At 63.3% G+C, this 21,229-nt stretch carries 16 protein-coding genes; 6 read left to right on the top strand and 10 right to left on the bottom strand.

All coding sequences use genetic code 11. From position 1 onward, the window contains the following. Positions 1–28: 28 nt before the first annotated feature. Positions 29–1,879: a methyl-accepting chemotaxis protein gene (locus ABF990_RS11590; protein ID WP_415500155.1), complete on the top strand. Its 1,851-nt coding sequence runs from the start codon at positions 29–31 to the stop codon at positions 1,877–1,879. A 492-nt stretch (positions 1,880–2,371) separates the two neighbouring features. Here the strand turns inward: ABF990_RS11590 and rbfA are convergent, their stop codons facing one another. The 5 genes from rbfA to rimP all read right to left on the bottom strand — a co-directional run bounded on the left by rbfA (position 2,372) and on the right by rimP (position 8,430). Continuing rightward, on the bottom strand, positions 2,372–2,830 hold the full coding sequence (gene rbfA / locus ABF990_RS11585) for a 30S ribosome-binding factor RbfA (RefSeq protein WP_415490879.1): 459 nt from the start codon (positions 2,828–2,830) through the stop codon (positions 2,372–2,374). Further along, positions 2,827–5,505 carry a translation initiation factor IF-2 gene (gene infB, locus ABF990_RS11580; protein ID WP_415490880.1) on the bottom strand — a complete coding sequence of 893 codons (2,679 nt, stop codon included), beginning with the start codon at positions 5,503–5,505 and terminating at the stop codon, positions 2,827–2,829. Before infB ends, rbfA begins: the two co-directional genes overlap by 4 nt. Beyond that, entirely contained in the window at positions 5,502–6,170 is a 669-nt protein-coding gene (locus ABF990_RS11575) for an RNA-binding protein (protein WP_415490915.1), read from the bottom strand. The genes infB and ABF990_RS11575 overlap by 4 nt, the downstream gene beginning before the upstream one ends. 64 nt (positions 6,171–6,234) lie before the next feature. Next, positions 6,235–7,782 (bottom strand): transcription termination factor NusA, encoded by a 1,548-nt coding sequence (gene nusA, locus ABF990_RS11570; RefSeq protein ID WP_415500156.1) that lies wholly within the window; start codon positions 7,780–7,782, stop codon positions 6,235–6,237. A gap of 30 nt (positions 7,783–7,812) precedes the next feature. After that, positions 7,813–8,430, bottom strand: coding sequence for a ribosome maturation factor RimP (rimP, locus tag ABF990_RS11565; protein WP_415500157.1), 618 nt, complete (start codon positions 8,428–8,430; stop codon positions 7,813–7,815). A gap of 302 nt (positions 8,431–8,732) precedes the next feature. Here rimP and ABF990_RS11560 point away from each other — a divergent pair, with 302 nt between their 5' ends. From ABF990_RS11560 to ABF990_RS11550, 3 genes are all read left to right on the top strand, one after another. Next, positions 8,733–9,320 (top strand): hypothetical protein, encoded by a 588-nt coding sequence (locus tag ABF990_RS11560; protein WP_415490883.1) that lies wholly within the window; start codon positions 8,733–8,735, stop codon positions 9,318–9,320. Then, positions 9,317–10,600, top strand: coding sequence for an AAA family ATPase (locus ABF990_RS11555; protein WP_415490884.1), 1,284 nt, complete (start codon positions 9,317–9,319; stop codon positions 10,598–10,600). The genes ABF990_RS11560 and ABF990_RS11555 overlap by 4 nt, the downstream gene beginning before the upstream one ends. Before the next feature lie 179 nt (positions 10,601–10,779). Next, positions 10,780–11,784: a hypothetical protein gene (locus ABF990_RS11550; protein WP_415500158.1), complete on the top strand. Its 1,005-nt coding sequence runs from the start codon at positions 10,780–10,782 to the stop codon at positions 11,782–11,784. 129 nt (positions 11,785–11,913) lie between these two features. Here ABF990_RS11550 and ABF990_RS11545 read toward each other — a convergent pair whose 3' ends face one another. From ABF990_RS11545 to acnA, 4 genes are all read right to left on the bottom strand, one after another. After that, positions 11,914–12,825 carry a LysR family transcriptional regulator gene (locus ABF990_RS11545; RefSeq protein WP_415490886.1) on the bottom strand — a complete coding sequence of 304 codons (912 nt, stop codon included), beginning with the start codon at positions 12,823–12,825 and terminating at the stop codon, positions 11,914–11,916. A gap of 463 nt (positions 12,826–13,288) precedes the next feature. Continuing rightward, on the bottom strand, positions 13,289–14,917 hold the full coding sequence (locus ABF990_RS11540; RefSeq protein WP_415500159.1) for an ABC transporter substrate-binding protein/permease: 1,629 nt from the start codon (positions 14,915–14,917) through the stop codon (positions 13,289–13,291). A gap of 11 nt (positions 14,918–14,928) precedes the next feature. Next, positions 14,929–15,678: an amino acid ABC transporter ATP-binding protein gene (locus tag ABF990_RS11535; protein ID WP_415500164.1), complete on the bottom strand. Its 750-nt coding sequence runs from the start codon at positions 15,676–15,678 to the stop codon at positions 14,929–14,931. 76 nt (positions 15,679–15,754) lie between these two features. After that, a complete protein-coding gene (gene acnA / locus ABF990_RS11530; RefSeq protein WP_415490888.1) occupies positions 15,755–18,448 on the bottom strand; it encodes an aconitate hydratase AcnA in 2,694 nt (897 codons plus the stop codon). A gap of 289 nt (positions 18,449–18,737) precedes the next feature. Here acnA and ccmA point away from each other — a divergent pair, with 289 nt between their 5' ends. Both ccmA and ccmB read left to right on the top strand, forming a co-directional pair. Beyond that, the gene (gene ccmA, locus ABF990_RS11525; protein WP_415500160.1) at positions 18,738–19,481 is read left to right on the top strand and encodes a heme ABC exporter ATP-binding protein CcmA; all 744 of its coding nucleotides are present in this window, start codon (positions 18,738–18,740) and stop codon (positions 19,479–19,481) included. Next, on the top strand, positions 19,478–20,146 hold the full coding sequence (gene ccmB, locus ABF990_RS11520) for a heme exporter protein CcmB (protein ID WP_415500161.1): 669 nt from the start codon (positions 19,478–19,480) through the stop codon (positions 20,144–20,146). Before ccmA ends, ccmB begins: the two co-directional genes overlap by 4 nt. Before the next feature lie 249 nt (positions 20,147–20,395). Here ccmB and ABF990_RS11515 read toward each other — a convergent pair whose 3' ends face one another. Then, positions 20,396–21,151 (bottom strand): YfdX family protein, encoded by a 756-nt coding sequence (locus tag ABF990_RS11515; protein WP_415490891.1) that lies wholly within the window; start codon positions 21,149–21,151, stop codon positions 20,396–20,398. Positions 21,152–21,229 lie beyond the last annotated feature (78 nt).

The raw sequence follows: 21,229 nt of genomic DNA, 5'->3' as shown, positions 1-21,229 counted from the left end.
CATTATAACCGGAATCCATAGGTGATCCTTGCGACCATTAGGCATTAAAGCGTCTCTCGGCCTCGTGCAGCTCTGTGTCGCAGGGGCGTGTCTCATAGCCGGGGCAAGTTCGATCTGGGGGCTGCAACAGGTCAATGACCAGATCGAACAGATCAACCGCAAGTCCATTGCCAGCATCAAGGCCATAGCCCCGATCGACGACCTGCTGCGCGCCTTCCGGATTACCGAATCAGAACAGCTTGCGGCCTCCACGCCCGAGACCATGGCCATGCTGGCATCCCTCGTCACCGCGATCGAGGATGAGGAGGAAACGAATATCAGGGCCTATGCCCCTCTGGTCTCATCCCCGCAGGAGGCAACGCTCTTTCGCAACCTGCAAACGGAATGGGCGCAGTACAAGACCGACCACGACGACACATTCAGGAACTGGACCCTCTCGGACGACAAGAGCAACGCCATTGCCGCTGGCGCCCGCCTGCGGGACCTGCAGGAAACCATGGCCTCCACCCTGGCGTCGCTGACCACCGTCAACATCGCCCATGCCGTCAGCTATGCCAAAGCCTCGCACGCGGCCTACCAGACCACGTTATGGCGCGTTTACGCGGCTTATATCGCGCTGTTCGGGGTCATGATCACATCCGCTTTTGTGGTCCTGTACAAAATTCTGCGCCCGCTGCAAAAAATCAATACCTCCATCACCCGGCTGGCCAAGGGGCAGACCGACCAGACATTTCCTTTTTCTGTCCGCAAGGATGAGATTGGCGATATTTCGCGTTCGCTGGAAATTTTCCGGGCCGAGGCCATTGCAAAACAGCAGTTGGAACGCGAAGCCGAGACCCGGCGCCAGCAGGCCGAGGCCGAGCGGATCAGTATCCAGACCCGGGCCGAGGCGGAAGCGTCCGAAAGGCTGCATACCGCCACGAGCGATCTGGCCGCCGGATTGCGGCGCATGGCGGCGGGCGATCTGTCCTTTCAGATCGAGACCCGGTTCTCCGAGGAGTTCGAGCCCCTGCGCCACGATTTCAACCACTCCCTGACCCAGCTTGCCGGCGCGTTTTCGCAGATGTCCAGCGCGGTCCACACCATTACCGATGGGGCGCGCGAACTGGCCACCGGGGCGGACCATCTCGCCCGCCGGACCGAACACCAGGCCGCATCGCTGGAGGAAACCGCCTCCTCCGTGGCGGGCATTGCCACCAGCGTGGCCGACTCCGCAACGCGGTCGGAAAATGCACGGCAGATCGGAACCCAGGCCCGCCAGTCCGCCGCCATGTCCGCTACCATCACCCACGAGACGGAAGAAGCCATGCGCCGGATCGAAAACGGGTCTGAGCAGATCGCCACCATTGTCGATGTGATCGACAATATTGCCTTCCAGACCAATATTCTCGCCCTGAACGCCAGTGTCGAAGCCGCGCGCGCCGGTGACGTGGGCCGGGGCTTTGCCGTAGTCGCCAACGAAGTGCGGAACCTGGCGCAAAAAAGTGCCGAAGCAGCGAAAGATGTCCGATCCGTCATCCGCAAAACCTCCGCCGACGTCAGGGAAGGATCGGACCGCGTGCGCGAAAACAGCGATACATTGCGGACTGTTTCCGACTTTATCAGCGAAATGGGCCAACATCTCGACGCGATTGCGACCGCCGCCAGAGAGCAGTCCTCCAGCCTGTCCGAAATCAACGCCGCTGTGGGCTCACTTGACCAGACAACCCAGCAGAACGCCGCCGTGGCGGAGGAATTCAACGCCACCTCGAAAAGTCTGGCCAATGAAAGCCACACGCTCAACGGGCTGGTCAGGCAGTTCCAGCTTCCCGAGGAAACAGGCTTCTACCGTCAGCCTCTGGTGCTGGAGGAACGCAGCCGCCCACGGCTGGTGCAGTAACCGTTTCCGCCCGGCAAAGCCCGGCAAAGCCCGGCATAAAAAGCCGTAACCCGTGCGGGGTTGCGGCTTTTTGCACAGGGACTGACGTGCAGCCAGACACCATGCCGATAAAAATTTTCAGGCGTCGCCTTTTCTGGAAAGACGCAGCTCTTCAAAAATTTTCTGAAAAAAATTTTATCAAAAGCTTTTGGAAATTCCCGAACCATTGCGCCGGTCGATTTCTGCAACCACCTGCAGGGATTTTTTAATGGTGCACGCGTCCCTGACCGTCACCCACCCGCAGCCTATGCGACCCTGCAAAAGAACGACCTCATGCCGGGTACCTGACCGTGCAGTCCAGATATCGGCGCTGAAAGATCGGCGCCAGACCATGCCTGCCTGACAGGACAGATCCGGCTTGGGATATGTGATGTTGGCAGGAAAACGGGAAGCCGCGATCATGCAGGCAAAAAAATCCGTCAGACCAACCCGACGGATTTTTAAACCAGCCCCTTAATCTTCTTCCGCTTCATCCGCGTCCCTGTCCAGGTCGCGTTTGACTTCGGGCAGGCGTAGCAGCGTATCGACATGCATGGCCGTGTCGAGCGCGGTATCGGCCTGAAAATGCAGCTCCGGTACCGTGCGCAGCCGCAAGGTATGGGCCATTTGCGTACGCAGCCACGGCGCAACCCGCTTGAGCGCAGGTAGCAGACTGGCAACGTCGCTCCGCCCGAGACGGGTTACAAAAACCGTCGCATGGCGGAAATCCGGCGCAAGCCGCACTTCCGTCACGGTAATGGTCACGTCAGACAGTTCCGGGTCCCGAAAGGCGGTGCGGGCGAACAGTTCCGCCAGAACACGCCGCACTTCCTCGCCTACGCGCAGCTGGCGCTGCGATGGGCCGGATGAGGAAAGGCCGGCGAGATAGTCCGCCGGCCCTCCCGCTTTACCTGCACTGTTTTTACGGCTCATGCCGGAACCAGCTCACTTTCGAAGCATTCCACCACGTCGCCTTCGCGCAGGTCGTTATACCCCGCGAAAGACAGGCCGCATTCGTAACCCTTGGTCACTTCCTTCACGTCGTCCTTGAAGCGCTTGAGCTGGCTCAGATCGCCTTCATGGATCACCACGCCATCACGCAGCAGACGCACGCCGCAACCGCGCTTGACCACGCCGTCGGTAATGAAGCAACCGGCGACCTTGCCAACCTTGCTGATTTCGAAAACCCTGCGGATTTCGGCATAGCCAAGGAACTTCTCGCGGTGTTTGGGCGCCTGCTTGCCACGCACCAGGGCTTCCACGTCGTCCGCCACCTGATAGATGATGGAGTAGTAGCGGATATCCACACCTTCGCGCTGGGCCAGTGTACGGGCCTGCACCGTGGCACGCACGTTGAAGGCGATAATGACCGCATCCGACGCCTTGGCAAGCTGCACATCGCTTTCGGTGATCTGCCCGACCGAGGCATTGAGAACGCGTACGCCCACTTCCTCGTTGGCGAGCTTGAGCACCGTTGCCTGCAACGCTTCGGCCGAACCCTGCACGTCCGCCTTGATCAGAACGGAAACTTCCTTCTGGTCGCCAGCCTGGATGCGCGCCAGCATCTGGTCCAGCGTGCCACGGGCGGCAACCTGGCCCGCAACCTGATGTTCCTTGAGCTTGCGCTGACGGAATTCGGAAATCTCGCGAGCGCGATTTTCGTTTTCCACCACCACGAACGGCGCGCCAGCAGCGGGCACACCCGACAGGCCCAGAATTTCCACCGGCATGGAAGGCCCGGCTTCATCCACCTGACGGCTGCGGTCATCGACCAGGGCACGCACGCGGCCCCATTCGGCACCGGCCACCACAATGTCACCCTTGCGCAGGGTACCTTTCTGCACCAGCACGGACGCAACCGAACCCCGCCCGCGATCCAGACGGCTTTCGATCACCGCACCTTCGCCCGGACGGTCCGGATTGGCCTGCAGTTCCAGAATTTCGGCTTGGAGCAGAATGGCCTCTTCCAGCTTGTCGAGACCGGTCCGCTTCAGGGCGGAAACCTCGATTTCCTGCGTATCGCCGCCCATGGATTCCACTACAATTTCATATTGCAGCAGTTCCTGACGAACACGGTCCGGCTTGGCGCCGGGCTTGTCCATCTTGTTGATGGCGATAATCATCGGCACTTTCGCGGCCTTGGCGTGCTTGATGGCTTCGACCGTCTGCGGCATCACGCCGTCATCCGCCGCCACCACCAGCACCACCACGTCGGTAATGGACGCACCGCGCGCACGCATGGCCGTAAAGGCCTCGTGACCCGGCGTATCGAGGAAGGTGATCCGCGCCCCGGAAGGCAGGGTTACCTGATAGGCCCCGATATGCTGGGTAATGCCACCGGCTTCGCCCGCCGCGACATCGGTCGTGCGCAGGGCGTCCAGCAGGGAGGTCTTGCCGTGATCGACATGCCCCATGATGGTCACCACGGGCGGACGGGCCTGCATGTCCTCGGCGGTGTCCTTGCTGCCTTCGATCCCCAGTTCCACGTCCGCTTCGGAAACACGGCGCACGCGGTGGCCGAATTCCTCCACCACCAGTTCGGCGGTATCGGCGTCGATGGACTGCGTGACGGTCGCCATGACACCCATTTTCATGAGCGCCTTGATCACCTCACCCTGGCGGGCGGCCATACGGTTGGCCAGTTCCTGCACGGTAATGGTTTCGGGCAGAATAACGTCGCGCACGACCTTCACCTGATCGGAACGCAGGCGTTCCAGCTCGGCCTGACGGCGTTCGCGTTCACGCTGGCGACGCACGGAGGCGAGCGAGCGGGTCTTGTCGTCATCCCCTTCGATCGCCGCCTGCACGTCGATCCGTCCGGCGCGACGGCCACCGCTGGTCTCGCCCTTGCGGCCGCTGCTGCTTTTGCGGTTGGGCGGCACAGCCTTGTTCCGGACCGGACCACGGCGCTGCTCTTCTTCCGTCTCCATACCGCGACCCGCACGCAGGCGCAGGGTCTGGGCCGGCGTTGCGCCGTCACGGTCGGAGGCAGCACTTTCAGCCGCGGGGCGGCTTGCCGGCGCCGGTGTGGCGGGCCGCAGCGGCTTGGGCGGCATGATCGCGCGCTCGGCCAGCGGACGCAGCCTGCCAACCGGCGGTGCAAGCGTGACCTCACCGGGGATGGGAACCGCGGAAACCACAGGGTCCTTGGATTCGATGGGCTTGATGGCGTCGATACGGGCCTTGCGCTCGGCTTCTTCCGCCGCGGCCTGGGCAACGATCTGCTCCTCGGCGGCGCGCTTGTCTTCTTCTTCCTTGCGGCGGGCTTCTTCCGCCGCGGAAAGAATGCGGATTTTCTCCGCCTCGCGCCGTTCGGCTTCACGCCGCTCGGCCAGTTCGGCCTCTTTGTGCTGTTCCTCGAGCACGCGCTGGCGCATGGCCAGTTCGGCTGCGGTCAGTGTACGGCCAGCACCCGGACGCGCGCCACCAGCCCCACCGGGACCCGCGCCGCGTTTTTTACGCACCTCTACCTGCACAACCTTGGAGCGGCCATGACTGAAACTCTGCCGCACGGATCCGGCATCGACCGTCCGTCCAACCTCCGAACGTCCTGCCGGCCGAAGGGACAAACGCCCTTTACCCTGATCCTGATCCTTGCCTTCGCTCATTGACCCGCCTGTTCAAACCCGTCTGCCGGAAAGGTCCGGAAGACCCGGGAGCCGCCTTGTGCCACCCCCGTAAAACGCATGTTTTCATGACTCAGGCGCTCAGCCAGCCCGCCGGCCGCCAGCGCCACATTCACAACCCGTTCACGCCCGAAAACCTTTGCCAGTTCCCCTGCCGTCAACGTTCTTACCACTGGAATATCCCGCCCACCCGAAAGCAGGCGGTCCAGTTCCTCACGGCTTCCATCCAGCGCATGAACGATAACCGCAGCACGATGCTGCACCACCCATTCACGCGCCTTCGTAAAACCGCTTACAGCCTGACCGGCTCTTCTCGCCAGTCCGATGCAATCGGTCACCCGCCGCAACAGCCCGCCCTCCACCTGGGAGAGCAGATCCTCCGGCACCCGGACCTGCATCCGCGCCGCACGTGCGAACACGCCACGGGCGCGGGCCTGTTCTATCACATCCCGCCGGGCACTCAACCAAATTCCCCGACCGGGCAGACGTGCGTCCAGGTCGGGCACCACGACACCGGCGGGCGAGACAACAAACCTGAGCATAAGCTCGGGCACCCCTTCCTCCCGTGTGAGGGCGCAGCGCCTGTGGCGCCCTTTTTCATCCTGCGTGTCCGAACCGGGTTCAGGCGTGCAGGATACGGGAGGGATTGGGTCTTCCTGCTCAGGCAGGAGCGTCTTACTCACCCTTGTATCAGGCCTTCCAGAGCTACCTTCAGGCGCCAGCCCTACCTTCTTCCTGCTCAGTGGAAGACGGCTTGGCTTCATCCTCGAACCAATGTGCGCGGGCTGCCATGACAATTTCATTGGCTGCGTCTTCTTCGATGGCATCGGCCCCAAGAAGCTCAACCAGTTCGTCCCCAGCCAGATCGGCGAGGTCGTCCAGCGTTTTTACACCTTTTTCACCCAGTGTCACAAGCATCTGGTTCGTGAACACGCCCATATTGGCAATATCGTCCGACACACCAAGGTCACGGCGGTGTTCGTCCAGCTTTTCTTCCTGCCTGACCAGGTGCGCTTCGGCCCGCTGCATCAGCTCGCCCACGACCGACTCGTCAAAACCTTCGATCGTGTTCAGCTCGTCGGGGTCCGCGTAGGCCAGTTCCTCGATATTATGGAAGCCTTCGGTCACGAGCAGGCTTGCGATCACGTCATCGACATCCAGGGCTTCGACGAACTGCGCGGTGCGGCGACGGAATTCTTCCTGCCTGCGTTCGGATTCCTCGGCCTCGGTCAGGATATCGATATCCCACCGGGTCAACTGGCTGGCCAGGCGGACGTTCTGCCCGCGACGGCCGATCGCCAGCGAAAGCTGGTCATCGGGCACGACAACCTCGACGCGGCCGGCGTCCTCATCCATCACCACCTTGCTGACTTCAGCCGGGGCCAGCGCGTTCACCACAAACGTGGCGGCCTGCGGGCTCCAGGGAATGATGTCGATTTTTTCGCCCTGCAGTTCGGCCACGACCGCCTGCACGCGCGAACCGCGCATACCAACGCACGCCCCCACGGGGTCAATCGAGGCGTCGCGCGAGATCACGGCCATCTTGGCGCGTGAACCGGGGTCACGGGCCACGGCCTTGATTTCGATGATGCCGTCGTAGATTTCGGGCACTTCCTGCGCGAACAGCTTGGCCAAAAAGGCCGGATGCGTGCGGGAGAGGAAAATCTGCGGGCCACGCGGCTCGTCGCGCACGTCGTAAATATAGGCGCGAACCCGGTCGGAGTTACGGAACGTCTCGCGCGGGATCAGTTCATCGCGGCGCAGCAGCGCCTCGGCTGAGCCGATCTCGACCAGCAGGTTGCCGTATTCGGTGCGCTTGACCGTACCGTTCACGATCTCGCCCACGCGGTCCTTGAATTCGTTGTACTGGCGCTTGCGTTCATATTCGCGCACGCGCTGGACAATGACCTGCTTGGCGGTCTGCGCCGCGATACGCCCGAAATCGATCGGGGGCAGAGGGTCGATCAGATATTCGCCAGCCTGAATCTCGGGGCGGAAGCGCTGGGCGATGGCCCAGGCAATCTGGGTGTCTTCGTTTTCGACCTGCTCGACCACTTCGGTCCAGCGCGACAGCCGGACCTCGCCGGAGCGGCGGTCGATGGTGGCGCGAATGTCCTTTTCGTGGCCGTATTTGGCACGTCCGGCTTTCTGGATGGCCTGTTCCATGGCCTCCAGCACCTCCTCACGCTCGATACCTTTCTCGCGCGAGACGGCGTCTGCCACCAAAAGCAGTTCAGGACGGGAAACAGAGGTATCCATGCTCTCAGCTCTCCAAAGCACGCAGCTTTATCAATGTACCTTACGACCGGCATTCCGGCCGGGGCGGGCTGACGGAGCGGCCCCGTCGTCGTGCCCGCCATCTGGCGCCGTATCCGTATCAGACTCCGTCCCGGGCTGGCCCGGAGGGGCGCTGGCCTCGATCAGCGCATCCGTCAGCACCAGTCTTGCGCGGCGGATTTCGGCCAGCGGCAGCGCCACTTCCTGTCCGTCGTCAAGCCGCATGCGGGCGACACCCGCGTCACATCCCAGCACAACACCGCCAAAGCGGCGGCGGCCGTCCTGGGGGACCATCAGTTCCACCTTGGCCTGATGTCCGGCAAAGCGGTTCCAGTCTTTTGCCCGTGTCAGCGGGCGGTCGATTCCGGCGGAGGATACTTCCAGCGTCCAGGCACCGGGAATGGGGTCTTCCACATCCAGCAGCGCACCCACCGCATGGCTGATACGCTCGCAATCCTCCACACCGATCAGCGTGCCATCGGCCCGGTCGGCCATGATCTGGACCGTCGGACGTTCACGCCCGAGCACCGCCACGCGCACGATTTCATACCCCATATCGTCCAGGGCAGGAGAAATCAGCGCGACAAGGCGGCCTTCAAGGCCATTATGGGCAGAAAGATCAGCGTCCAATGCAAAAAAGGCGGCCCGTCAAGGCCACCCCCCGAAACGTTATGACTTATTGAGAAGGATGAGCCCTGTATGTAGGGGATGCCCAGCAAAACCGCAAGGGGCGGAAAAAACAGCCGTCCCTGCATGGTGCTGGTGCTTTACACGCAACGGCACCTGAAAATAAGTTTAGCTCCGGCATGACGTTTACGCGTTGCATCGTGGCGCGACCATGCTTTTATGTAAACCGGCGCGACATATTTGCAACTAGGTGCATCAAAAACGAATGGCACCACACTATGGCGGGCCGGGAGGACAGATCGTTCATGCACAAAGAACCTGATCCGGCATGGAAGCCACAGCCCCGTGCGGCGGAAGCCCCGTCGGGCGGACGCATGGCCCTGATCGGGCTGGCAGCCTGCGTGCTGGTGGCCGGAGCGGGCGCGCATTTCATGGGGGGCGGCAAGGGCTCGGGCGCGCTACCCGCAGCACAGGAAAGCGCGCAGGCAGCGGACGACGCCAACCGCACCGGCCTGCCCCTGAACCTGATCGCGCCTGAAAAAGCCGCCCAGACACTGGCTGCGACCGATTATTCGGCCGACGAGCAGGCCAGCATCCTGGCCGCCGTCAAACGCCGGGACGCACGGCTTGCGGTCATGCCCATCTACGATGCCTCCGGCACGGGTGGAACCGTCACCCTGATCTCCGGGGCGTGGCACCATGTGGTGCATCTGACCTCCACCCCGCAGACCGTGGTGCTGCCCATTGCCATGAGCGGACATGTCGATATCATACCTGTCACGGACCCCGGCCCGACAGGCATAGCCAGCGGCGTAGTCACGCTATTCGGCCCGCAGACGCTGCCGATCGTATATAAAGGGGATACCCTGGCTTTGACGGTCATTGCACAATGAAGGCGCTGCTACCGACCCTGAACCGGCTGATGCCGCTGATGATGGTGATCTTCCTGCTGCTGGCCAGCATCCAGATAGCGCTCAGCCTGCATCTGTCCGTGCATTCCATTGCGCATGTGCTGCAATGGGGCGCGTCAGTCTGGCCGCTGCTGGCCGCGGGCGGGCTGGCGCTGAGTGTCGCGGGCCTTTTGTTTGAAACACGCGCGGAGAAAATCTCACGCAAGGGGCTATTACGCCGCAGGGGGTTCATCATGGATGTTCTGGCCAGACTGACCAACCGCGCCGCATTGGAAGACATGCTGGCGCGCGAACAGCGCGAAACCACACTGGATGCAGAGGAACTGGCCGCCAACCTGCGGGCCCGCGTGATCGGGCAGGACCAGGTGTGCGAGGACATGGCCCAGCAGCTCCGCCGCCGTCTGGCGTTGCAGGTGCGCGGCAAGCCGGTGGGTATTTTCCTGCTGGCCGGCCCTCCGGGCACGGGCAAGACCTATCTGGCCAAGCAGCTTGCCCGCCAGCTTGACCGCCCGCTGCTGCATTTTGACATGACGCAGATGAGCAGCCCGCACGCGGCCACCCAGCTTTTTGGCGCCCCCAAGGGTTATGTAGGGTCCGACAGCTACGGCAAGCTGACCGGCGGCCTGCAGGAAAAACCCGACGCCGTGGTGCTGCTGGACGAGATCGAAAAGGCCCACCCCGATGTGTTCAAGAAATTCCTGACCGCATGGAATGACGGGCACATTACCGAAGCCTCCACCGGGCAGCAGATTTCCACCGTGCGCGCCATTTTCGTGCTGACCTCCAACATCGCCACCGAGGCGCTGACCGAAATTGCCGACCGGCTGCACAACGACCCCGACCGCATGCGCGCCGAGTCGGTCGAGGCATTGCGCCAGGCTGGATTCGCGCCGGAAGTGCTGAACCGCCTGGACCGCATTTTCGTGTTCCGCACCCTGCGGGGGCTGGATATTGCCCGCGTGGCCGCGCTGGAAATCGAAACCATGATCGAGGGCTATGGCCTGAAGGTGGATGCGGGCGGAATCGACGCCGCCCTGCTGATCGATGTCATGCGCCGCCAGAGCCGCATGGGCGATGCCGCATCCGCGCGCGATCTCGTCCGCTCCATCGAGGACATGATCAGCGAATCCCTGATTATCGCGCGCCAGCAGGGTGCGAGCATGGTCCGGTTGGTGAAGGAAGACGATGGCAGCGTAAGCGCCAAAGTCGCCTCAAGCCCGGCGGAAGCCCGCGACAGCCTGCACGCCCCCATGACCCCGTGATGCCGTGACGTTTTAGGCGTTTGCCGAGTCGCGACCACAGGACCCTGACCGCCCGCTCCAGGAACCACGCCCGTCTGTCCGGGCGGGGTCTTGCGGGCGGTCACGGCCTTGTCCCTGTGCGCGACCTGCTCCCGCCTGCCCGCCTTTTTCCCTCCTATCTTTGCTGACCCGAGGCCCCCATGTCCGCTTTTACCCGCCTGTGGCACCGTGCCCCGCTATGGCGTGCAGCACTGTTCACCGCTGGCGTATGCGGCGCCCTGACCGTGCTGTTCCCGGCCCCCTGGCTGTCCACGTATCTGCCCGCCTACGGGTCACTTGCGGGGAAAATCCGCCATTGGGTGGGGGCGGACAAGAGCGGGGGGGACAAGGCCGATGCCGGGGACAGCACCAACGCCCTGAGCCCGGATGAAGACCGGAGAACCGTCTCGGCCCCGCCGATGGACGCACAGTTCGAAGGCACCATTCCCTTCGCGGGGCGGCAGTTGCCGCTGCCGGCGGGGAAATGGCACCCGCTGCTGAACTACCAGGACGACGTGGCACACGGCGAGGTGCTGACCTCGCTCTATGTCCGTTCCGAACAGGGGATCGTAACCGGGCTGCTGATCGCGCAGGCCACCACGCAGTCGCTCCCGCTGGGCGATACCCAGCCCATTCAGGATGAATGCCACAGCACGTTCAATTTCATGTCCGAGTCGCTCCCTGCGGATGGCGCAAGCACGGAATGCTGGATGACATCGCCCATCAGGGTGGTGAACAACGTGTTCCTGACATCCAACCAGGCGCTACAGGCCCTGATCGGCAGCCCGCTCTTTATTCCACCCGCCGTGCAGCGACTCACCATGATGGGGTTCGACCTGCCATCCGTGCTGGTGGATGCGGGCTGGAACCGGATTGAAAAAAGCAAATCCGTGCAGGGCAAGCCAAGCACAGACCAGCGGGTAGATTTTATGAGCGTGCATGCGCTGATCAGCCCGGCCGATATCGGCAGCCGTGCCGTGCCGGGCGCGCCTGAAAACTGGTCCCGTGCGGGCATGTCGGATTCGCTGGCCGTGTCGGATTTCGTACACCGCACCAATGACTGGCTGCGGGGCTGGACCCCATACCTGCGCGAAGGCTTTGCAGGTACCCTGCCCACCACGCCAATACCGGGCAACGCCGCCGCCGATCCGGGTTTTCACGGATAGGCTGCGCCATTCCACGCCGCCTGTCATCCACACCGGGTGACAGGGAGGGAGTTTTTCAGATCGGGAAAAACGCCGGGTTGGGTGCTGTCCGGCACAGGTCCGTTGGGGCCGGATATTCAGGCCATATATTCAGGCAGGAACAAGCGGGGCGTCGTTCAGCAGTTCGGCCGAGACATCGATCAGAAAGTCCATGACCGTACGTGTTCGCAGGGGCAGAGTACGCGGGCCGGTATGCACCGCGTAAAACGGCAGGGCAGGAATGGTCCAGTCCGGGAACAGACGGACCAGACGCCCGGCCTGCACCCCGTCACGCACCTGAAAAGCGGGCAGAAGCCCGACGCCGATACCCGATTCCACAGCGTAAAGAACCGCCTCGCTGCTATTGGCGCGATAGACGGCGGAAGGCGCGATGACGCTTTCTTCCCCATCGCGTTCAAAATTCCAGTCCAGCCAGCTTGTGCCGTAATTATAAACCACACCGGGGTAATCGGTCAGGTCGCGCGGGTGTTCGGGCATATGGTGGCGTTGCAGGCAGGCAGGCGAGGCCACAAGCCATTTCTGCACCAGACCGAGCTTGCGCGCGATCAGCGATCCTTCGGCAATTTCGCCTACGCGTACCGCAAGATCCAGCCCTTCCTCCACCATGTCACCAAAACCGTCGCGCATGACGATCTCGACCGACAGGTCCGGGTGGCGGTCCAGCAGTTCACCCAGGCGGCGGCTCAGGCACAGGCCAAAGGCTGTCGTAACCCCCAGCCGCACCAGACCCGAGACAGAGGCACGCCTGCGCCCCAGAACGGTCTCGGCCGTTTCGAGAATTTCCAGCACTTCATAGGCATGGGGCAGAAGGCTGCGGCCGTCCTCGGTCATGGTCAGGCTGCGGGTGGTGCGTGCGAACAGCGTAGTGCCGTAATGCGTTTCCAGCAGGGCAATATGCCGGGAAATGGTGGGCTGACTTACACCCGTCTCCCTTGAAACGGCCGAAAACGAGCCCGTGGCTGCGACGCGGACAAAGCTGTGAAGCGCTGAAAGAAGGTCCATCGAATTCCGGCTCTGCCTTGTTGAATACGATCTGGACCTTCTGCACCATGCCCGCAGGGAAGCCGGACAGTTGGAGTATCGTATATATTTGGTAAATTTCTTGTGCAGCAAAGCAACGGGAGAGACAATATCCGCCTGCCCTGCCCCTCACCATATGGCCCATGCAATAATTGCATAAGTAAACACCGGATTTACTGCGCTCCCTGGCCCCGCAACCCGCATACACGACCGCAACATGCGCCCCGGGCACATGGTCGTGTCCCCCGACGAAAGTGCTGAAGACCGCTTAAAAAAACCTCCGCACAGCCTGCAGACAGGCATTGCCACCCGTACAGCGAAGGCGCGGCACAAGGGCGGACAGCCCGCATTTTGCAGGGCAGAAAACAGCACGACAAAGGCGCCAGCCAATGGGGCGATACCTCGCCCGACAGCGCGCGAGATGCCTTGGCACCCGGTAACGCTGTCAGGGCTTGAGCCGTTGCCTGGCATGGGGTGCCGCCAGCCTGCGCTCCACAATGCGGGCCAGGCGGACAAACGGCAGGCCCAGCAGCAGGTAGGTCGCCCCCACCATAATGCCGGTGCCGACATAATCGAAATAGGTGGAGGACAGGCGGATATAGGTCTGTGTCAGCTCGGTCAGGGTAATGACGCTGACCAGCGAGGAATCCTTGAGCAGGGAAATAAAATCGTTGGTCATGACCGGCATGACCAGCCGGAACGCCTGCGGCACCACCACATGGCGGAGCGCCTGCGCGTGGGTCATGTTCAGGGCCAGGGCCGCTTCCATCTGCCCCGGCGGCACGGATTGCAGGCCCGCGCGGTAGTTTTCAGCCTCGTACGCACCGTAGTTCAGCCCCAGGCTGAGAACACCGGCTACAAAGGGGGTCAGGCTTATCCCGAATTCCGGCAGGCCATAGAAAATGAACAGCACCTGAATGAGCAGAGGCGTGCCACGCACGGTCTCGACATACAGTGTTGCAAGCCACGCCACGGGGGTGGGTCCATACAGCCGGGCCAGCGCCAGACCCATGCCCAGCCCCACCGCCAGCACCATGGCCGCCAGCGAAACCAGCAGGGTCAGCCACGCCGCGTGCCCTAGCTGGGGCAAAAAGGTTACGTACCGCGCAAGCCGCGCGTGCCAGCCGTTCTGTCCCTGCTGGGCCGCGACATAGGCGTTCCAGGCTACGGGAACGATAGCGGGCATTGTGGTGTCGCCAAGGCTGCGCGCCATCTCGGGCGTCCACAAATCCCACCGGGCCAGAATGGCGTGCAATGTGCCGTCCCGGCGCATGGCGGCAAGGGCTGTGTTCACCTGCTGGCGCAAGGCCGTATTGCGGCCTTTGGCAAAAGCCATCCCGTATTCGACCCGCCCTATGGGTGCTCCCACCAGCCGCAGCACCGGATTGACCTGACCGTAATATTTGGCAATGGGCGCATCGATCAGGATTGCATCGGTCCGCCCGCTGGCCAGGTCCATGAAGGCCTGGGTTTCCTCCTCGTAACTGCGTACCTGCACGTCAGCCACCTGAGCCAGAATCCGCTCGGCCTGCGTGTTCCTGAGCGTGCCGACCACATGGCCCGCAAGGGCTGCCAGGTCGGCTGGCTGGGGGCCATCGCGCCGGACGACAAGCCGTTCGGCGGTCACGTAATACGGGTCTGAAAAATCGACCGATTCCGCGTGCTCGGGGGTAATCTCGATCCCGCAGGTCACGAGATCGTACAGGCCCCGTTGCAGGCCGGGAATAAGACCGTCCCAGTCGTTTTGCACAAAAACGAACGGTACACCCATATGGGCGGCAAGCCCCTGCATGAGATCGTACTCGAACCCGGTCAGCCGGGCCGGACTGGCAGGGTCATGGAAGGTGAACGGCACATCGGCCGAGGCATCCGCGGCCCAGCGCACGGGCGATGCCCCCGCCCCCCCTGCGCCATCCCCTGTCGTGTGTACCTGCTCCGTGGGCTGGAACCGGGCCGGAGAGTGGGACTGGGACTGGGACTGGGGCTGGGACTGGGCATAACCGGGGCAGACCACGGCAAGCCAGAGCAGCATCGCACCGCCACACCACCGCAGAACACGGCGTGCATGCTCCATGACCCCGGCCATTACAGCACGGTCCGCAGGAAACGGCGGGTGCGTTCGTCGCTGGGGTTCACGCACAGGAAATCGGGCGGCCCTGCCTCGATAATCCGGCCGCCATCCATGTATATGACCGTATCGGACGCCAGTTGGGCAAAGCGCATGTCATGCGTGACGACAATCTGGGTCATGCCCTCGGCGTCGAGCGTACGCATGACCTCCAGCACCTCCTCGGCGACAAGAGGATCGAGGGCGGAGGTCGGTTCGTCGTACAGCATGATTTCGGGCCGCATGGCCAAAGCCCGCGCAATGGCCGCGCGCTGCTGCTGCCCGCCGGAAAGGGAGGCCGGGTAGCGCTGCGCCACGTCGGCCAGCCCCACTTTTTCCAGCAGGGTCATGGCCTGCGTCCGCGCGGTATGGGCTGGCTCGCCCTTGACCACGCGCGGGGCCAGAAGAATGTTGTCCAGCACGCTCAGATGCGCGAACAGGTTGAAGCTCTGGAACACCATGCCAACATGGGCGCGCAGCCTGTGGGCGATATGCTCATCCGCCCGTGTCCAGCGCCCGCCTGCCCGTTCGATCCGCACGCCCATGGCGGTGACAGCCCCCCGGTCGGGGAGTTCAAGGCAGTTCAGGCACCGCAGGAATGTGGATTTGCCGCAGCCTGACGGGCCGATAATGGAGACCAGATCCCCCCGCCTGACCCGCAGGGACACCCCCCGCAGCACTTCGACCTCGCCAAAACGCTTGGTAATATGTTCCGCTTCAAGAACGATTGGGGCTTCAACGCAAAAAGCCGGCCCGGTATCACCCGGGCCGGCAGTCTGACTGGTACCGTGAACGAAGTTCCGATCAGGCAGCTTTTGTCATCCCGCGCAGCACATACTGGAGGATGCCACCATGCCGGTAATACTCGACCTCGTCCAGAGTATCGACACGGCAGAGCAGCGGCACATCCTGCGTGGAACCATCGGCGCGGGTAATGGTCATGGTCACATCCATACGGGGTGACAGCTTGTCCACACCCTTGATGCTGATGACCTCATCCCCCTTCAGGCCCAGTGTCTTGCGCGTGGTGCCTTCCTTGAAGACCAGAGGCAGAACGCCCATGCCCACAAGGTTGGAGCGGTGAATACGCTCGAAGCTTTCCGCCACGACCGCCTTCACACCCAGCAGCAGGGTGCCCTTGGCCGCCCAGTCACGCGACGAGCCCATGCCGTATTCCTTGCCGCCGAACACGACCAGCGGAATACCTTCCTTCTTGTATTCCATGGCCACGTCGTAGATCGACGCATCCTTCCCGTCGGGATAGTGCTTGGAATACCCGCCTTCCGTGCCGGGCAGCATCTCGTTCTTGATACGGATGTTGGCGAAGGTGCCGCGCACCATCACACGGTCGTTGCCGCGACGGGACCCGTAGGAGTTGAAGTCCTTGGCATCGACACCATGCTCGATCAGGTAACGGCCCGCTGGGGAGTCCTTCTTGATGGAGCCGGCGGGGGAGATATGGTCGGTGGTGATGTTGTCGCCCAGCACGGCCAGAATGCGCGCACCTTCGATATTGCCCGGCGTCGTGGGTTCGACCGCCATGTCCTTGAAGTAGGGCGGGTCCTGCACGTAGGTGGACTTCGGGTCCCATGCATAGGTTTCGGACCCGGTGGCCACCTTCAGGCCCTGCCATTCCTTCGTGCCCTTGGACACGTTGGCGTAGCGCTTCATGAACTCCTCACGCGAGATGGCGGAGGCGATCAGATCGGCAATCTCCTTGTTGGAAGGCCAGATGTCCTTGAGGTACACCGGCTTGCCGTCCTTGGAGGTGCCCAACGGCTCGGTCGTGATGTCCTTGCGCATGGTGCCAAGGATGGAATACGCGACCACCAGCGGCGGGCTTGCCAGATAGTTGGCGCGCACGTTCGGAGAAATACGACCTTCGAAGTTGCGGTTCCCGGACAGGACGGAAACGGCCACAAGGTTGTTGTTCTCGATCGCGTCGACAATATGCCCCGGCAGCGGGCCGGAATTGCCGATGCAGGTCGTGCAGCCATAACCCACGGTGTTGAAGCCCAGCGCGTCCAGGTCGGTCGTCAGCCCCGAACGGTTGAGGTAATCCGTGACCACCTGCGAACCCGGCGCCAGCGAGGTCTTGACCCAGGGCTTGGGTGTCAGGCCCAGGGCGCGGGCCTTGCGGGCCACAAGGCCGGCAGCGATCAGCACCGCGGGGTTGGAGGTATTGGTGCATGACGTGATGGCCGCAATCACGACATCGCCCTGGCCCAGCTCGTAGTTGGTCCCGGCAACAGGCACCTTCTTGTCGGCATCGTTCGCGGGCACGCCGAGGGACGAGGTCAGTTCTTTTTCGAACTCGGTCTTCGCGCTCTTGAGTTCCACACGGTCCTGCGGGCGCTTGGGGCCGGCAAGGGACGGCACAACACTCGCCAGGTCCAGTTCCAGAATGTCGGTGAACACGGGCTCGGGCGTTTCATGCGTGCGGAACATACCCTGCGCGCGTGAATATTCTTCCACCAGCTTGATGCGGTGTTCGTCACGGCCGGTCTGGCGCAGGAAGTCCAGCGTCAGCGCATCGACCGGGAAGAAGCCGCAGGTCGCACCGTATTCGGGCGCCATGTTGGCGATGGTCGCACGGTCGGCAACCGGCAGATGGTCAAGGGCGGGGCCAAAGAATTCGACAAACTTGCCGACAACGCCCTTCTTGCGCAGCATCTGGGTGACGGTCAGCACCAGATCGGTGGCGGTGGCACCTTCGGGCAGCTTGCCGGTCAGCTTGAAGCCGATGACATCGGGGATCAGCATGGCGATCGGCTGGCCAAGCATGGCGGCCTCGGCCTCGATCCCGCCCACGCCCCAGCCCAGAACGCCCAGACCGTTGATCATGGTGGTGTGGCTGTCCGTGCCGTACAGCGAGTCGGGGTAGACGTAGTCCTTGCCGTCGACAGTCGCGGTCCAGGCAACCTGGGCGATGTATTCCAGGTTGACCTGATGGCAGATGCCGGTATCGGGCGGCACGACAGAGAAGTTCTCGAACGCTTCCTGCCCCCAGCGCAGGAACGCATAGCGTTCGGCGTTGCGCTCGAATTCGAGGGTGATGTTTTCCTGCAGGGCGTCCTTGGTGCCCGCGAAATCCACCATCACGGAATGGTCGATCACGAGATTGACCGGAACCAGCGGGTTCACCTTCTGCGGGTCGCCCTTGAGGTTGACAATCCCGTCACGCATGGCCGCAAGGTCGACAACGCCCGGAACACCCGTGAAATCCTGCATCAGAATGCGTGAGGGCTTGAAGGGCACTTCCTTCGTGCTCTTGCCCTGGGGCAGCCAGCCGGCAATGGCCTTGGCGTCTTCCACGTTGTAGGAACGCGCATCCTCGAAGCGCAGGATATTTTCCAGCAGAACCTTCAGCGAGACCGGCAGACGGCTGACGTCACCAATGGTCTTCGCAGCTTCCGGAATGGAAAAATAATGATAGGTCTTGCCGTCCACCGTAAGAGTGCGGCCAGTTTTGAGTGAGTCGTGCCCAACCGATTTCATCGTTGCTTTCTCCCCGTTCACAGCCGAAGGCTGGTGATACGTTCAGGATACCGTCACACGCCCGGCGTGCGGACCCGTTCTTGCGGGTTACCGGCTTGCTATCCCGTTGGGGCTAGAACATACCGGCAGTTGGGAAAGGCACAAGCGGGGTGGCAACCACGAGAACGAGAGCTTTCCCGCTTTTGGCGCAATCGCTTGGTAACAATAAGGAGAAGTGCCATCTCCGGCATGCCGTCCCCCTGCACCGCCAGGGTTGCCCCCCGGGTTTTCCGCCAGTATGGCCACCAGCATGACCAGACAGATGCGCGGTAATACCCCCGGAACTGACACGACCGCCCCCCCGGCGGAGAACCCGCATGTCGCTACGCTCGTGGTCGAGGATCTGTGCGTGTTCCGGGGCAACAGGCTGGTGCTGGATTCGGTCGGGTTCAGCCTTGGCGCAGGTGGGGCCATGCTGCTCAGGGGGCCGAACGGTGCGGGCAAGTCCACCCTGCTGCGGGTGCTGGCGGGGCTGCGTCACCCGGATTCGGGAACGATCCTGTCGCATGGGCAACCCGTCTGGAACGACCCCGCCGCCCATGCGGCGCGCGTGGCTTATCTGGGCCACCAGGATGCGCTCAAACCCGGGCTGAGCGTGGTGGAAAATCTCGCGCTTTTCGCCAAAGCCGGGCTGGCTGGCGCACAGATCGCATTACCCGAAAGCGGGACTCCGTGGCCGGGCCTGGCCGACGCCCTTGCCGCCATGGACCTCCTCCCCCTGGCCGACCTGCCCGCGCGCCTGCTTTCGGCCGGGCAGAAACGCCGTACAGCACTGGCGCGCGTCCTGCTGGCCCAGGCCCCGCTCTGGCTGCTGGATGAACCCAGCCTGGGCCTGGACCATGCCGCCATGGACCTGCTGGGCACGGCCCTGACCCGACACCGCGCCCGGGGGGGACTGGTGATTGCGACAACCCACGTGCCCCTGCCCCTGCCCGACGCCACGACCCTGACCCTGCCCCCGGCCGACCTGCATGACGAAGGAGCCTACGCATGACCGCGCTGTTCTGGGGCATTATCCTGCGCGACCTGCGGCTGGCCCTGCGCCACGGCGCGGATACGCTGGGGGCCGTGCTGTTCTTTATCGTCACCGCGACCCTGTTCCCGCTTGCCCTCGGGCCGTCGCCCGAACTGCTGCGCCATATGGCGCCGGGTATTCTGTGGGTCTGCGCATTGCTGGCGGCCCTGCTGCCGCTGGACCGGCTGTTCGGGGCGGAACTGGAGGACGGATCGCTCGATCAGCTTCTGCTGCTGGGCCTGCCGCCTGCGCTGGTGGCATTGGCCAAAATGACCGCCCACTGGCTGACAACGGGTGTGCCCCTGCTGCTGGCCGCAGTGCCGCTGGCCACCATGCTGGGCCTGCCCGCAACCACCCTGCCGGTACTGCTGGGCGGCCTGTTTCTGGGGTCCGTGGTGCTGTCGCTCATTGGCGGCATGGGGGCATCCATCGTGCTGGGGGCGCGGCGCGGCGGGGTGCTGCTGCCCCTGCTGACATTGCCGCTGGTCACCCCGGCGCTGATTTTTGGCGCCGCCGCCATAGACGCCGCCACAACCGGCCTGCCATTCATGCCCGACCTGGAACTGCTGGGAGCCTTTGTCGCCGGTGCCCTGCCCCTGTGCCCCCTGGCGGCCGGAGCCGGACTGCGCGCGGCGGCGGAATAGAATCCGCCCCGTTCACGTTACCAGCCCGGCAGGCCTATAGCGGCAGGCACAAGCCACAGCGGTGGCACCCCTATGGTCGCGCTCCAACCCTCGTACCACGGTGGCCGTGTTGTCCCACGGTCCGTGATCGCGCGCCCAGGTCATATCTCTGGGTCATACTTCCGGGATCATGCTCCCGCGATCGCGTTCAAGCGGCCCGGCCCAAACAGTCATGTCTCGGCGGTCCTGCTTGGGTCGTTATGGGGCGTATCAGGGTGCGGCGGCCCTGTCCTGCGGGGTAACGACCGCCTGAATGGCGACAGACGCATAACGCACGGCGTTTTCCGCATCGCGCAGGGCCTCACCCGCCTTGTAGGGATCGGTCCTGATCAGGCTTGCGGCAAGCGCCACATCCTTGCGTGTTTTCTCCACCGGCATGGCGGTCATGACATAATTGGCATCCACACTGGTAATCCGCAGGATTTCCGCCGCCCGTGCCAGATCGCCCGCCAGCAGGTGGCGATTGGCCGCCGCCAGAACCGCCACACGTTCCTCGGTCGGTTCCTGCATGTCGTCCAGCACCAGTTCGCCGCCGATCGGCAGCCACAGCATCTGCGCCGCACCCGATACGATCTGGCGGGGCGGCTGGCCCGCACGGGTCGGCATAAGCTCGGCCTCGGCCTTGAGAAAAGCAGTCCTGTCGGCAACGGCACGGTCCAGCGCCTGCCGCGCCGCCACGATCAGGGTCGCGGCACTGGCTGTATCCCCGTCAAAAATGGCACGGCGTGCAAGGGTCAGGTTCTCGAAGGTGGCCGCGCCATCGCGTGACAGGCGGGCAAAGGCCCGCGCCACGGGTTGCGCTGCCGCACCCGCAATCCCCTGGGGCGTCCCCGGGGTCGCCCCAGGGGCCACGGTCTGCGCAAGGGCTGGCCGGTCGGGAACAGGGCAGGCGGCACCCAGCATTGCCACCATGCCTGTCAGGGCCATGCCCGAACGTCGCGTGCATGATGATGCGGTTGGTTTCATCAAATCCTCTCTCCCCACAGCCCCGTGACCGGTCGGTTACGGTATCGGGCATGTGCCCGAAAGCACAAGGGCGCGAGA

The organism is Acetobacter sp. (assembly GCF_047723915.1).
Taxonomy (GTDB): Bacteria; Pseudomonadota; Alphaproteobacteria; order Acetobacterales; family Acetobacteraceae; genus Acetobacter.
The sequence above is the reverse complement of the archived record's forward strand: the minus strand, read 5'-3'. Positions and strand labels throughout refer to the sequence as shown.